Origin of the sequence: Azotobacter chroococcum, assembly GCF_004339665.1 — a bacterium.
Classification (GTDB): Bacteria; Pseudomonadota; Gammaproteobacteria; order Pseudomonadales; family Pseudomonadaceae; genus Azotobacter; species Azotobacter chroococcum.
Window position 1 is genome coordinate 1 of the sequence record NZ_SMMU01000024.1, and the last position, 14122, is coordinate 14122.

The 14122-nt window shown below is 70.0% G+C and carries 10 protein-coding genes; 6 read left to right on the plus strand and 4 right to left on the minus strand.

Going from position 1 to position 14122, the window contains the following annotated elements; translation table 11 throughout:
* Positions 1-442 precede the first annotated feature (442 nt).
* The gene (locus tag EV691_RS16850; RefSeq protein ID WP_233093913.1) at positions 443-1084 is read left to right on the plus strand and encodes a GNAT family N-acetyltransferase; all 642 of its coding nucleotides are present in this window, start codon (positions 443-445) and stop codon (positions 1082-1084) included.
* Between the two features lie 70 nt (positions 1085-1154).
* On the opposite strand, the gene EV691_RS16855 is transcribed toward EV691_RS16850, so the two are convergent.
* From EV691_RS16855 to EV691_RS16865, 3 genes are all read right to left on the minus strand, one after another.
* A complete protein-coding gene (locus EV691_RS16855; RefSeq protein WP_131298539.1) occupies positions 1155-2510 on the minus strand; it encodes a (Fe-S)-binding protein in 1356 nt (451 codons plus the stop codon).
* 172 nt (positions 2511-2682) lie between these two features.
* Positions 2683-4395, minus strand: coding sequence for a gamma-glutamyltransferase (gene ggt, locus EV691_RS16860; RefSeq protein ID WP_131298540.1), 1713 nt, complete (start codon positions 4393-4395; stop codon positions 2683-2685).
* Between the two features lie 3 nt (positions 4396-4398).
* Complete coding sequence (locus EV691_RS16865; protein ID WP_039801425.1) at positions 4399-4650, minus strand: YfhL family 4Fe-4S dicluster ferredoxin; 252 nt, start codon at positions 4648-4650, stop codon at positions 4399-4401.
* Between the two features lie 146 nt (positions 4651-4796).
* On the opposite strand from EV691_RS16865, the gene EV691_RS16870 reads away from it, so the two are divergent.
* A complete protein-coding gene (locus EV691_RS16870) occupies positions 4797-5102 on the plus strand; it encodes a hypothetical protein (protein ID WP_131298541.1) in 306 nt (101 codons plus the stop codon).
* Here EV691_RS16870 and EV691_RS16875 read toward each other — a convergent pair.
* Positions 5080-6315, minus strand: coding sequence for a methyltransferase (locus EV691_RS16875; RefSeq protein WP_131298542.1), 1236 nt, complete (start codon positions 6313-6315; stop codon positions 5080-5082). The two genes, EV691_RS16870 and EV691_RS16875, sit on opposite strands and share 23 nt — an antisense overlap.
* A gap of 321 nt (positions 6316-6636) precedes the next feature.
* Between EV691_RS16875 and EV691_RS16885 the strand changes: the two genes are divergently transcribed.
* From EV691_RS16885 to EV691_RS16900, 4 genes are all read left to right on the plus strand, one after another.
* A complete protein-coding gene (locus tag EV691_RS16885; protein WP_131298543.1) occupies positions 6637-9990 on the plus strand; it encodes a transglutaminase family protein in 3354 nt (1117 codons plus the stop codon).
* Positions 9991-10105: 115 nt separating this feature from the next.
* Positions 10106-12601, plus strand: a complete 2496-nt coding sequence (locus tag EV691_RS16890; protein ID WP_131298544.1) for a circularly permuted type 2 ATP-grasp protein — start codon at positions 10106-10108, stop codon at positions 12599-12601.
* On the plus strand, positions 12598-13512 hold the full coding sequence (locus EV691_RS16895) for a transglutaminase family protein (protein ID WP_131298545.1): 915 nt from the start codon (positions 12598-12600) through the stop codon (positions 13510-13512). Before EV691_RS16890 ends, EV691_RS16895 begins: the two co-directional genes overlap by 4 nt.
* 42 nt (positions 13513-13554) lie before the next feature.
* The gene (locus tag EV691_RS16900; RefSeq protein WP_131298546.1) at positions 13555-14088 is read left to right on the plus strand and encodes a DUF3617 domain-containing protein; all 534 of its coding nucleotides are present in this window, start codon (positions 13555-13557) and stop codon (positions 14086-14088) included.
* Positions 14089-14122 lie beyond the last annotated feature (34 nt).

Here is a 14122-nt window from a genome sequence, read left to right on the forward strand (position 1 = left end):
ACACGTTATGAGAAGAAGGCCAGCCATTTCAAGGGAATGCTGGCCTTTGCGGCTGCTCTGCTATGGCTACGCTGATACGTCAACAGAACCTAGCAAGATCGTGAAGGTTCTCAACCGGCGTCCCCAGGCCTGCTGTGTTTCAGCCGTCGATGAAGCAGGCAATGGCGAGTCACAGGCTTACGGTCTGAAGGTATATACGTGTATGTATGTCTGTTTTTCGAAACTAACGGCTAGAGTTAACAAGGATTGGTGCTCGGGCATTCGGGGGCCAATCGGCAGTGACTGATGAACAAAACGTCAGGTTGATAAAGTTCGCAATCTTCTCAGCCGTTGAAGTTGTGCCTTCTACATTCTTCCGAAGCACGATGAGGCCATCATGGAAAGCTTGCAACCGCGTGACTATATCGCACGCATACGGCGTAAATTGCAGCAGGTGGGTCCCATGCATACCCTCCACCTGCTGCTGGTGAGAACCATCAACCGGCTGGCCCTGTTCAAGATCCTGCGCGGCATCCTGCTGCTCAAGGTCGATCCGGCGTTTCTCGACTGTCCGGCCGGTTACACGCCGGGCTTTCTCGACGAGAAGCAGCTGCGCCACTTCGCCCGCGATCCGCAGAATGAGCTCGACGACAGCTTTCTCAATGAAGCCCTGGCCAAGGGCGATCGCTGCTATGCGATTCTCGATGGCGAAAATCTGGCCGCCTACGGCTGGTACTCGCGCCAGCCGACCCGTATCAACCCGCCGGACATGCTGCTCGATTTCGATCCGGACTATGTCTACATGTACAAGGGGCTGACCAACCCCCTGTATCGCGGCCAGCGCTTGCACGCCATCGGCATGAACCGGGCGTTGCAGAGCTATATGGAGGAGGGCGTACGGGGGATCATCTCGTATGTCGAGTCGACCAACTTCGACTCGCTCAAGTCCTGCTTCCGCCTGGGCTACCAGGCGTTCGGCTCGATCTACCTGTTGCGCCTCTTCGGCCGCAGCCTGCGCCTGTACAGCCCGGCCTGCCGCCACTACCGGTTCGCCCTGCGCGAGGAGGCGCCGATGGGCGGCGAGGTCGGCGCCAGCAAGGCCTGAACGGGGTGCCCGGGCACCGGTGGGCAAGGCTTCGCCGCTGCCCACCCTGCGCAAAGCCGTCCGGATGGCTTCAGTCGGTCTTTTCCGCCAGCGCATCGCGCAGCAGCTCGGCCAGATGCCGCGGCCGCTGGTCGCCATGGGCGCGCATCTGGTGGCGGCAGGAGAAGCCGTTGGCCACCACCCGTGCTGCGGGTTTTTCCCGCAGGGCCGGCATCAGCGCCTGTTCGGCCATCTTTGCCGACATCTCGGCGTGTTCAGCCTCGATGCCGAAGGTGCCGGCCATGCCGCAGCAGCCGGATTCGATCAGGCTGAACTCGTGGTCGGGGATCAGCTTGAGCACCCGGCGCATGGACTTCATGGCGCCGACCGCCTTCTGGTGGCAGTGGCCGTGCACCAGGGTTTCGCTGCCGGCCAGGGCCTTGAGCGGCAGGTCGAGGCGCTTGGCGGTAGCTTCGCGGGCGAGGAATTCCTCGAACAGCAGGCAGTGCTTGGCCACCTGTTCCACGGCTGCGCCGAGGCCCAGCGCCTGGGCGTCGTCGCGCAGGCCGAGCACGCAGGAGGCTTCCAGGCCGACGACGGTGCGTCCGGCCTGCACGTGGGGCAGCAGCGCCTGGACCAGGCGGCGGGCCTCGGTGCGTGCCTCGTCGATCATGCCCTGGGCCAGGTAGGTGCGGCCGCAGCACAGGGCGCGCGCCGGCTCGCTGTCGCTGCCCTCCGACTCGGCGATCAGTACCCGGTAGCCGCCGGCCTCGAGCACGGCGAGCGCCGCCTCGGCGATGCCCGGCTCGAAGTGGCGGGTGAAGGTGTCGACCAGCAGCACCACCTCGGGCAGGCCCGCGGTGGGCGTGGCGTTGGCCGGCGCGGTGGCGAAGGGCTTGGCGGCCGGCTCCGGCAGGGCGCGGTTGGCGGCCAGGCCGAACAGGCGCTCGGACAGCCGTGCCAGCAGCGGGCTGGCGTTGCGCCAGTGCACCAGGGGTTTCAGCCAGGGCGCGCGGTGCAGCCAGCGCGGGGTGTGACCGAACAGCCGGCTGCGCCAGCCGAGGCCCTGGCGGGCGGCGCGCTGGGCGAGGTATTCGGCCTTGATCAGCGGCATGTCGACGTTGGCCTCGCACTCGCGCTTGCAGCCCTTGCAGGCCACGCAGAGGTCCATGGCCTCGGCCAGGGCCGGATCGGCCAGCGCCTGTTCGGCCAGCTCGCTGTTCAGCGCCGCCTTGAGCAGGCGCACCCGGCCGCCGGTGGAGAGGTGCTCGTTGCCGCTGACGCGGAAACTCGGGCACATCACCTGCTTGCCCTCGGCCTCGCACTGGCGGCTGTTGATGCACACCGCCACCGCCTTGGCGAAGTCGCCGCCGTGCCTGGGAATGTCGGCATAGGCGTCGCCCATGCCCGCGTCCTTGTAGGCGGACCAGTCGAGGAAGGTCTTCATCGGGCGCGCTCCCCCCGGCAAGTGGCAGGGAACGGGAGGCGAAGGGGCAAGCAAGAGCGGCGAATGATCATGGTTCGGGCGGCTACGGGCTGGATACGGATGGATGCCATGCTAAGCAAGTGCCGGTGCGGATGCCAGCACGGGCGTGCCGCAGCGGCCGGACGGGCGCGATTCAGCGCCGGGCGGGCAGGTAGTCCGGGCGGCCCAGGCCACGCGGGTCGCTGGCCGCCTCGACTGTGCCGCTGCGCTTGTCCCAGTGCAGCACCTGCTGGTTGCCATAGGGTTCGCGCACCTTCAACTGGTGGCCGCGGCGCTGCAATTCATGGATTTGCGCGGCGTCGAAGGCCTCCGGCTCGTGCTCGATGACATCCGGCAGGTACTGGTGGTGATAGCGTGGCACTGCCGGCCAGCGCCGGACCGGCTGGCCGTCGAGGTAGTCCAGCACGGCCAGCAGGACCATGCCGGGGATGCGGCTGCCGCCGGGGGTGCCGAAGGCGGCGAGGTCGTCGGCGCTTTCGATAAAGCTGGGGCTCATGCTCGACAGCGGGCGCTTGCCGGCGGCGACGGCGTTGGCCGGGCTGGCGGCGAGCCGGTAGGCGTTGCTGCCCTGCAGGTCGGCGGCGAAGTCGTCCATCTCGTCGTTGAGCAGCACCCCGGTGCCCGGCACGGCGAAGGCGGCGCCGAACGGCAGGTTGATCGACAGGGTGGCGGCCACCGCGTTGCCCTCGGCATCCAGCACGGCGAAGTGGCTGGTGTGCTCGCCCTCGCGCCAGGCCGGCGCCGGCTTCAGGCTGGCACTGGGGGTGGCCCGCTGCGGGTCGATGCCGGCGGCCAGTTCGCGCAGGTAGGCGGGGGCGAGCAGGCGCTCGACGGGGTTGGCGACGAAGTCCGGGTCGCCGAGCAGGCCGCGGTCGCGGAAGGCGCGGCGCGAGGCTTCCACCACATAGTGGGCGCGCTGCACGCGGTCGGTCGCCCGCCAGGGCAGCCGTTCGAGCATGCCGAGGCTCTGCGCCAGGGCGATGCCGCCGGCCGAGGGCGGCGGCGCGCCGATCAGCTCGCGGCCTTCGGCGAGGGCGAAGCGCAGCGGCTCGCGCTCGACCACCCGGTAGCGGGCCAGGTCCTCGGCGCTCCAGATGCCGCCGGCAGCGCGCACCCCGGTGACCAGGCGCTCGGCGACGGGGCCGGCATAGAAACCGTCATGGCCGCGTTCGGCGAGTCGTTCGAGGGTCTCGGCCAGCTCCGGCTGGCGCACGCGATGGCCTTCGGCGGGGATCTCGCCGTCGGCGAGGAACAGCCGGGCGCTCTCCGGGTCGTCGCGCAGGGCGCTCAGGCGGAACTCGGCGCGCTGCCGGTAGAGGCGGTCGACAGGAAAACCCCCGCGGGCCTGGCGGATCGCCGGCGCCAGGCTGTCTCTCAGGGGCAGGCGGCCGTGGCGGGTGGCCAGCTCGACCAGCGCCGCCGGCAGGCCGGGGATCGCCGCGGCTAGGGCGCCGTCGCGGGACAGCTCGGGCCGGGCGCGGCCGTCGCGCACGTAGAGCTCGGCATGGGCGGCGAGGGGCGCGCGCTCGCGGGCGTCGAGGAAGCGGTAGCGGGCCCGGGCGTCGCCCTGGTCCTCGCGCAGCAGGAAGAAGCCGCCGCCGCCGAGGCCGGAGCCGTAGGGCTCGATCACCGCCAGGCTGGCGGCGACCGCCACGGCGGCGTCGAAGGCGTTGCCGCCCTGTTCGAGAACCGACCGGCCGGCGGCACTGGCTTCGGGATGGGGCGTGGCGAGGGCGGCGCGGACAGGGGCCTGCGCCTCGGCGGTGGCCGCGAGGGCCAGCAGTGCCAGGCCGGCGAGGAGCCGGCCGAGGCGGAGGGGAAAGGCAGGCGTTCCGTCGCCGGGCACCGGTCAGGCCTTGCCGGTGATGATCAAGTACTTCTGCATCAGCTCGTCGCGGCTCTCGACGTGGTTCTCGTCCTTCGGGATGCAGTCCACCGGACAGACCTGCTGGCACTGGGGTTCGTCATAGTGGCCGACGCATTCGGTGCACAGGTTGGGGTCGATCACGTAGATCTCTTCCCCCTGGGAGATGGCGCCGTTCGGGCACTCGGGTTCGCAGACGTCGCAGTTGATGCAATCGTCGGTGATCTTCAGGGACATTCTGGACTCCTGCCGCGGACGGGCCGCGACACTGGGGACAACGACAGGGGGCGAATTGTGCCGTATCGGCGTGCGCAGTGCACGTCCCGCCGGGCAGCCGGCCAGGGCAATCGCGCTGCAACCCTGCCGCCCTGCAGGGCGGCGCCATGCTCAGGCTGCGCGGCGATCTCGCCTGGCCGGCGCCGGGAGCCTGCAGGGCGGCGCCGAACCTGATACGGCTGGGCGGTGCTGAACGGGCTTTGCCGTTGCGTTTATTCACATTGGCGGGACCTGGCAAGCCTCTTGATGAGGATCGCCATGCGACTTTTGGTCGCCTCCGCAATCGCTTGTTTTTATTGATTTTTTATTTTTGCTCGAAAAACGAGCAAGCGTCCTGCGCGACGCCACCCGTGGGCTTCGGGGACGTCTTTCCGGAAATCATCAACAAAGTTATCCACAGCGGGTGTGGGTAACCCGTTCGGCCAGCAGCAGGTGGTTGCGCGGGGTCAGCTGGGGGGCGCAGAAGCGGCCCAGGCGGACCTGGTAGCCCTGTTCCTCCAGGTACAGCGCGCGGTCGAGCAGCAGCCAGAGTTCCAGCGGGCGGCGGAACAGGGCGCGCGGCAGTTCGAGGTTGCGCACCTCGGCCAGGCGCTGCCAGCCGCGGGCTTCCAGGGCCTGCCAGTCGCGCGGGGCGGGGGCGGGAAGGTCCTTGAGGGCGGCGAGCTCGCGGCAGTAGTCGGCGAAGTCCTTCTGCAGCCAGGCGAGGGGCAGCGAGGGGGTCGGCAGGTAGGCGTCGACGCCGCGCAGTTCCCGCTGCAGCAGGTCGAAGGCCAGGCGGCGGGCCATCGACTGGTCGCGCTGGCGACGCACCCGGGCGCTGGCGGTGACGGTTTCGCTGAGCGGCAGGCGCAGGTCGTCGCGGGACAGCTGCAGCGGCGAGGCGCGGGCGGCGGCGGACAGCGGCCGGTAGTCCTCGCTGTCGATGCGGTTGTAGCAGCAGGGCGCCACCGCCAGTTGCCGGCAGCCGGCGGCGCTGGCCAGCTGCAGCAGGCGCACGTGCAGTTCGCCGCAGGCATGCAGCGCCAGCGGGGTGTGGCGGGCGTCGAGCTGGTCGGCGACGTCGGCGGCGAGCACGTCCTGCAGGCGGTGTTCGGCCGCCAGTTGCAGGCGGTCGCTGAGCGCCTGGCCGGCCGCGACCAGTTCGGCGTCGTATTCCAGGCAGGTCAGGGGCGTGCCGTCGTGGGCCAGGGCGCGGCCGAGGTGGCCCTTGCCGGCGCACCAGTCGAGCCAGTGGGCAGGCGGGGTAGCGAACTGCAGGCGGCTGGCGAAGTGGCGGATCTGCTGCCATTTGCGTCCCGGCACGTCGACCGCGAAGCGCTCCGGGGCTGCGTCCCGGGCCACGGCGGGCAGCGCGCCGGTCTCGCTCAGGACGAGCGAGGCGGCGGCCAGTGCGTCGAAGGGCGCGGGGGCGGCAAGGTGTTCGGGGTGGTTGTGGGCGGCCTCGGCGTCTTCCAGGGAACGTCGGCGCAGCCAGGCGGCCAGTTCGGCGTGCCGTGCTTCCCAGGGCAACTGCAGGAAGTTGAATGGCCGCGGCCGCCAGAGGTCTTGGTGGGCGAGCAGGAAGTCGTCGAGGGCGCGGAAGCGTTCGAGCAGTCGCGGGCCGCTGAGAGGTGGGGCGTCTGGCATGGTTCGTGAGTGATTCGGCCGGAGCGGGCGATTATAGCGGGGGGCTTTCAGGGGGCGGCACGGGCGGGTACAAATACCCAAGTACCTTCGTCGGGATGCCGGTGCGGGGTTCGGAGCGCCTGCTAGAATCCGGCCGGTTTCCTCGGCAAACGAGTAGGACGCGGAGTCATGCACTTTTTTGGCTCACGTGAGGTACCTTTTTGTCATTCGCAGACCCAAAACGGGGCGCAAAGTCCCCATGCGCTGACACAAAGATGTAGGTATGAGAGTTGCTAACATCTTTTCCATCTGTCATCGCTCTGGCCACGCAGGAGGCCCGCCTTGTCGATTCATGTCGCTTTGCACCACGTCACCCACTATCGCTACGACCGGCTGGTCACCGTGGGGCCGCAGATCGTCCGTCTGCGGCCGGCGCCCCATAGCCGCACCCGCGTCCTCTCGTATGCGCTGAAGGTGGCGCCGGGCGAGCATTTCATCAACTGGCAGCAGGACCCGCAGGGCAACTACCTGGCGCGTCTGGTGTTTCCGGAGAAGACCCGCGAACTGAAGGTCGAGGTCGATCTGGTCGCCGAGATGGCGGTGTTCAACCCCTTCGACTTCTTCCTCGAGCCCTACGCCGAGAGCATTCCCTTCGACTACACCGAGGGCGAGCAGCGCGAGCTGGCGCCCTATCGGGTGAAGCTGCCGGCGACGCCGCTGTTCGCCCGCTACCTGGCCGGCATCGACCTGACGCCGACCCGCAGCGTGGACTTCCTGGTCGCCTTGAACCAGCGCGTGGCGCGCGACGTGCGCTACCTGATCCGCATGGAGCCGGGGGTGCAGACGCCCGAGGAGACCCTCGAGAAGGCCTCCGGCTCCTGTCGCGACTCGGCCTGGCTGCTGGTGCAGCTGCTGCGCCACCTGGGCCTGGCGGCGCGCTTCGTCTCCGGCTACCTGATCCAGCTCAAGCCCGACGTGAAGTCGCTCGACGGCCCCAGCGGCACCGAGGTGGACTTCACCGACCTGCACGCCTGGTGCGAGGTGTACCTGCCGGGCGCCGGCTGGATCGGCCTCGACCCGACCTCCGGGCTGTTCGCCGGCGAGGGCCACATCCCGCTGGCGTGCAGCCCCGAGCCGTCCTCGGCGGCGCCGATCAGCGGCCTGGTCGACGAGTGCGAGTGCGAGTTCTCCCACGAGATGCGCGTCGAGCGCATCTGGGAAGCGCCGCGGGTCACCAAGCCCTACAGCGAGGAGCAGTGGCGGGCGGTCCTCGCGCTCGGCCGCCAGGTCGATGCCGACCTGGCGCGCGGCGACGTGCGCCTGACCATGGGCGGCGAGCCAACCTTCGTGGCCCTCGACTACCCGGACGATCCCGAGTGGAACACCGAGGCCATGGGGCCGAACAAGCGCCGTCTGGCCGCCGAGCTGTTCCACCGCCTGCGCCACCACTATGCGCCGCAGGGCCTGGCGCATTTCGGCCAGGGCAAGTGGTATCCGGGCGAGCAGCTGCCGCGCTGGTCGCTCAACTGCTTCTGGCGCAAGGACGGCGAGCCGGTCTGGCAGGACCCGGCGCTGTATGCCGACGAGAGCCGCCACTACGGGGCCGACGCGCAGCTGAGCGCGCGCTTCCTCGACACCCTCTGCGGCTTCCTCGGGGTGACCGGCGAGCACTTCTTCCCGGCCTACGAGGACTGGATGTACTACCTGTGGCGCGAGCGCCAGCTGCCGGAGAACGTCACCCCGGAAGACGCGCGGCTGGCCGATCCGCTGGAGCGCGAGCGCCTGCGTCGGGTCTTCGAGCAGGGGCTGAACCATGCGGTCGGGCACGTCCTGCCGCTGATGCGCAGCCTCGACGGCAGCCAGTGGCTGACCGGCTCCTGGTTCCTGCGCGACGAATACTGCCGGCTGATCCCCGGCGACTCGCCGCTGGGTTGGCGCCTGCCGCTGGACTCGCTGCCCTGGGCCCGCGACATGGACCAGCCCTACGTGCATGCGCCGGACCCCAACCAGCCGTTCCCGCCGCTGCCGAGCCGCCAGCGCATCCTCCAGCAGCTGCGCAGCGTGCCGGCCGGCCAGCCGGGCGTGGCGCGTGCCGGCGCGGCTCTCGGCGCTGCCGGGCACGGCGCGGTCGGCCCGGCTGAGGGCGTGCGCCAAGCGGCGCCGGCGCCCTTCGAGTCGGCCCAAGGCATCGTGCGCACCGCGCTCTGCGTCGAGCCGCGCGATGGTCGCCTGTACCTCTTCATGCCGCCGCTGGAGCGGCTGGAGGACTACCTGGAACTGGTCGCGGCGATCGAGACGACCGCCCGCGAACTGGACTGCCCGGTGCTGCTGGAAGGCTACGAGCCGCCGGCCGATCCGCGCATGCGGCATTTCCGCGTCACCCCGGACCCGGGCGTGATCGAGGTGAACATTCATCCGGCGGAGAACTGGGACGAGGTGGTCGAACGCACCGAGTTCCTCTACGAGGCGGCCCGCCAGACGCGGCTGTCCAGCGAGAAGTTCATGATCGACGGCCGCCACGTCGGCACCGGCGGCGGCAACCACTTCGTCCTCGGCGGCGCGACCCCGGCCGACTCGCCGTTCCTGCGCCGTCCCGACCTCCTGCGCAGCCTGATCAGCTACTGGCACAACCACCCGTCGCTGTCCTACCTGTTCTCCGGCCTGTTCATCGGCCCGACCTCGCAGGCGCCGAGGGTGGACGAGGCGCGCAACGACGCGCTCTACGAGCTGGAGATCGCCTTCCAGCAGATGCCCGAGCCGGGCGCCGCCTGCCCGCCGTGGCTGGTCGACCGCCTGCTGCGCAACCTGCTGGTGGACGTCAGCGGCAACACCCACCGCGCCGAGTTCTGCATCGACAAGCTGTACTCGCCGGACAGCGCCAGCGGGCGCCTCGGCCTGCTCGAGTTCCGCGGCTTCGAGATGCCGCCGCACGCCCAGATGAGCCTGGCCCAGCAGCTGCTGCTGCGCTCCTTGATCGCGCGCTTCTGGGACGAGCCGTACCAGCCGCAGCGCCTGGTGCGCTGGGGCACCGAGCTGCACGACCGCTTCCTGCTGCCGCACTTCGTCGCCCAGGACTTCCACGACGTGCTCTACGAGATGGACCGGTACGGCTATTCGCTGCGTCCGGAGTGGTTCGCCCCGCACTTCGAGTTCCGCTTCCCGAAACTCGGCGACTTCGCCGTGCAGGGCATGGCGCTGGAAGTGCGCCAGGCGCTGGAGCCCTGGCACGTGATGGGCGAGGAGGGCGCCACCGGCGGCACCGCGCGCTACGTCGACTCCTCCCTGGAGCGTCTGCAGGTGAGCGTCAGCGGCATGCCCCAGGACCGCTACGTGCTGACCTGCAACGGCCAGCCGGTGCCGCTGCGCCCGACCGGCACGGTTGGCGAGTTCGTCGGCGGCGTGCGCTATCGCGCTTGGCAGCCGGCCTCCAGCCTGCACCCGACCATCGGCGTGCATGCGCCGCTGGTGTTCGACCTGGTGGACACCTGGATGCAGCGTTCCCTGGGCGGTTGCCAGTACCATGTCAGCCATCCGGGCGGGCTCAGCTACGAGACCCTGCCGGTCAACGCCTACGAGGCGGAAAGCCGCCGTCTGTCGCGCTTCTTCCGTATCGGCCACACACCGGGCAAACTGGTGCCTGTCGCGCCGGTCGAAAACAGGGAGATGCCGATGACCCTGGACCTGCGCCGCCGCTGAGTGTCCTTTCGCCCCGGCGGAGCGGCCCGGAGGGACTGATCCGCACGGATCTCCTCCCCGGGCTGCCCCCGGGGAGGGGAGCGCAAGGCGCAATCTCCCTGATTTCGAGTCACCCATGTCCGATCTGTTTGCCGACCATCCGCGCGACGCCGCGACCTACCATGAACTCTTCGACGCCAGCGGCAAGGTCCGCCCGCACTGGCGGCCGATGTTCGATTTCCTGCGGCGTTTCACGCCGGCACAGCTGCGCCAGCGCCAGGCCCTGCTGACCCGGCAGATCCAGGAAAACGGGGTGACCTACAACGTCTATGCCGATCCCGACGGCGCCGACCGCCCCTGGGAGCTGGACCTGCTGCCCAACATCATTCCCGCCGAGGAGTGGCAGCAGCTCGCCGAGGGCGTGGCGCAGCGCGCGACCCTGCTGAACGCGGTGCTGGCCGATGTCTATGGCCCGCAGCGGCTGCTCGCCGAGGGGCTGCTGCCCACCGACCTGGTGTTCGGCCACAGCAACTTCCTCTGGCCCTGCCGGGGCATCGAGCCGCCGGGCGGCACCTGGCTGCACGTCTACGCGGTGGACCTGGCGCGGGCGCCGGACGGCCGCTGGTGGGTCACCGCCGACCGCACCCAGGCGCCCTCCGGCGCCGGCTACGCGCTGGAGAACCGCCAGTTCGTCTCGCGCGCCTTCCCCGACCTGTACCGCGACCTGCGCGTGCAGTACGTGGCCGGCTACTTCCACACCCTGCGCGAGACCCTGGCGCGCGAGGCGCCGAGCGACGGCGAGACGCCGCTGGTGGTGCTGCTGACCCCCGGGCGCTTCAACGAAACCTACTTCGAGCATCTCTACCTGGCCCGCCAGCTGGGTTATCCGCTGGTCGAGGGCAGCGACCTGACGGTGCGCGACGCCACCGTCTACCTGAAGACCCTGGGCGGCCTGAAGCGGGTCCATGCCCTGCTGCGCCGCCTCGACGACGATTACTGCGATCCGCTGGAGCTGCGTACCGACTCCGCCCTCGGCGTGCCCGGCCTGCTCGATGCGGTCCGCGAGGGCCGCGTGCTGGTGGCCAACGCCCTCGGCAGCGGCGTGCTGGAGTCGCCGGGGCTGCCGGGCTTTTTGCCGGCGATCAGCCGCAAGCTGTTCGGCGAGGAGCTGCTGCTGCCGTCGATCGCCAGCTGGTGGTGCGGCGAACCGCCGGTGCTGCAGGAGGTGCTGAAGAAGCTGCCGCAGCTGATGATCCGCTCGGCCTATCCGGCGCGCCACTTCGACCCGCTGTTCGGCCCCGACCTGGATGCGAAGCAGCGCGCGGCCCTGGCCGAGCGCCTGCGCCAGCGCCCCTACGCCTATGTCGGCCTGGAGCGTCCGCAGCTGTCGCGGGCGCCGATGTGGGAGGGCGAGCGCGGCAAGCTGGAGGCGCGGCCGATCGGCATGCGGGTGTTCGCCGTGGCCAGCGCCGACGGCTACCGGGTGATGCCCGGCGGCCTGACCCGGGTCGCCGGCCATGCCAACGCCGAGATGCTGTCGATGCAGCGTGGCGGGGCGAGCAAGGACACCTGGGTGCTCGGCGGGCGCCACGCGGCCAGCGAGCCCTGGCAGTGGGTGCGTCCGCTGGGCGTGGCCGACATCGTGCGCAGCGACCCCTACCTGCCGTCGCGGGTGGTCGAGAACCTCTACTGGTTCGGCCGCTACAGCGAGCGCTGCGAGGAGGGCGCGCGCCTGCTGCGCATCATGCTGGCCGGCTACGTCGACAACGGCAACGACCCGCAGGCCCAGCAGGCCGCGCTGGCGGTGGCCGAGGGCCTCGGCCTGCTGCCGGCGCCGTCCTGCGACTGCGACCTGGAAGGCCGGCTGCGTCGCGCCGTGCTGGGCAAGGACTGGCCGTCCAGCCTGCGCAACAACCTGCAGTACCTGCACATGGCCGCGGCCAGCGTGCGCGGCAAGCTGTCCCAGCAGAACTGGCAGGCCCTGCTGGAGCTGCAGCGCGCGGCGCACTGCCTGGAGAACGAGGAGGCCGACCTCGGCGAGCTGCTGGACTTCCTCGACAGCCAGCTGGTGTCCATGGCGGCCCTCTCCGGCTTCGTGCTCGACGACATGACCCGCGACCACGGCTGGCTGTTCCTGCTGATCGGCTGCCGCATCGAGCGCCTGCAGTTCCTCGCCGAGAGCATCGCCGGCTTCCTGCGTGGCCGCGCCGTGCACGACCAGTCGGCACTGACCTGGCTGCTCGAGCTGGGCAACAGCAGCATCACCTACCGCACTCGCTACCTGGCCACGGCGCAGCTGATCCCGGTGCTCGACCTGCTCCTGCTCGACGAGCAGAATCCCCATGCGGTGCTCTACCAGCTGCATGTGCTGCGCAGCTCGCTGCGCCGCCTCGGCGAGAGCTTCGAGATGGCGCCGGGGCCGGACCTGCAGGCCATGCACGACCGCCTGGCCGCCTTCGACCTCGGGCGGCTGGAATACAATCCCTTCGCCTATCCCGACAACCCCGCCGCGCCGAACGAACTGGCCGACCTGCTCTGCGAGGTCGCCGCGGAGACGGGACGGCTTTCCGACCACCTCGGCCTGCGCTTCTTCGTTCATGTCGACGCCAGCCAACGGACCCAGTCGCGATGACCTCTGCCCATTACCGCATCGTCCACGCCACCTGCTACCGCTATTCGGCGCCGGTGTCCCTGGCCAAGCAGCTGGCCCACCTGTGGCCGCGCGACTGCCCCTGGCAGCGCTGCCGCAGCCGCGAGCTGCACGTCGGCCCGCCGCCGACCTGGCGAATCGACGACCTCGATGCCTTCGGCAACCCGCTGACCCGGCTGGCCTTCGAGTGCCCCCACCATGAGCTGGAAGTGCGCGCCCGGCTGCAGGTGGAGGTGCTGCCGCGCCCGGCCTTCGATCTGGCCGACTCGCCGGCCTGGGAGCAGGTCTGCCTGGGCCTGGCCTACAGCGGCCGGCCACTGGACGCCGAGCAGCTGGAGGCGGCACGCTTTCGCTTCGACTCGCCCTACGTGCTCCTCGAGCAGAGCTTCGCCGCCTACGCCGACGACTGCTTCGTCGCCGGACGGCCGCTGCTGCTGGCGGTGCAGGCGCTGATGGAGAAGATCTTCCGCGAGTTCACCTTTGATGCCGCCGCCACCCAGGTGGCCACGCCGCTGGAGCAGGTGCTCGAGGAGCGTCGCGGGGTCTGCCAGGACTTCGCCCACCTGATGCTCGCCTGCCTGCGCTCCCGGGGCCTAGCGGCGCGCTACGTCAGCGGCTACCTGCTGACCCAGCCGCCGCCCGGCCAGCCCCGGCTGATCGGCGCCGACGCCTCCCACGCCTGGATCTCGGTCTACTGCCCGCGGCAGGGCTGGGTCGACTTCGATCCGACCAACAACATGCGTCCGGCCCTCGAGCACATCACCCTGGCCTGGGGTCGCGACTTCGCCGATGTCTCGCCGCTGCGCGGGGTGATCCTCGGCGGCGGCAGCCACGACCCGGAAGTGAGCGTCACCGTCATGCCCCTGGCCGAGGCCGAGCGGCACGCGCTTTAGCTTTTCCTTGCGGGCCGTCCGGCCCCCGAACAGGAGTTCGTCATGAAATCCCCGCTATCCTTGTGTATCACCGCCTGCCTGGCGGCCTTCGCGCTGCCGGCGCAGGCCCTGGAAATCCTCCCCGGCCTCTGGGAGTTCGAGTCCAAGGGCGTGGTGGCGGGCGGCATGCCGCTGCCCGACATGCAGGAAATCCGTGCGCAGATGCAGAAGCTGCCGCCCGAGCGGCGCCAGGCGATGGAGGACATGCTCACCCGGCAGGGCGTCGAGATGGGCGACAAGGGCGTGCGCGCCTGCCTGAGCGAGGAGCAGGTCAAGTCCCAGGCGCTGCCGTTCCAGGACGACCGCCCCGGCTGCAACCAGGAAGTGACCGAGCGCAGCGACCAGCTCTGGAAGTTCCGCTTCCACTGCCCGGACTCCCAGGGCGAGGGCGAGACCCGCTTCGCCAGCGACCGCGAATTCACCACCGTGGTGAACATCGTCACCGCCGGCAAGAGCGGCGTCACCCACATGGAATCCCATGCCCGCTGGGTAGGCAGCGACTGCGGCGGGCTCAAGCCCGGCCAGGGGGCTCGCTAGCCCCACCCCCGACAACCACGAGGAGGCAGGTGTA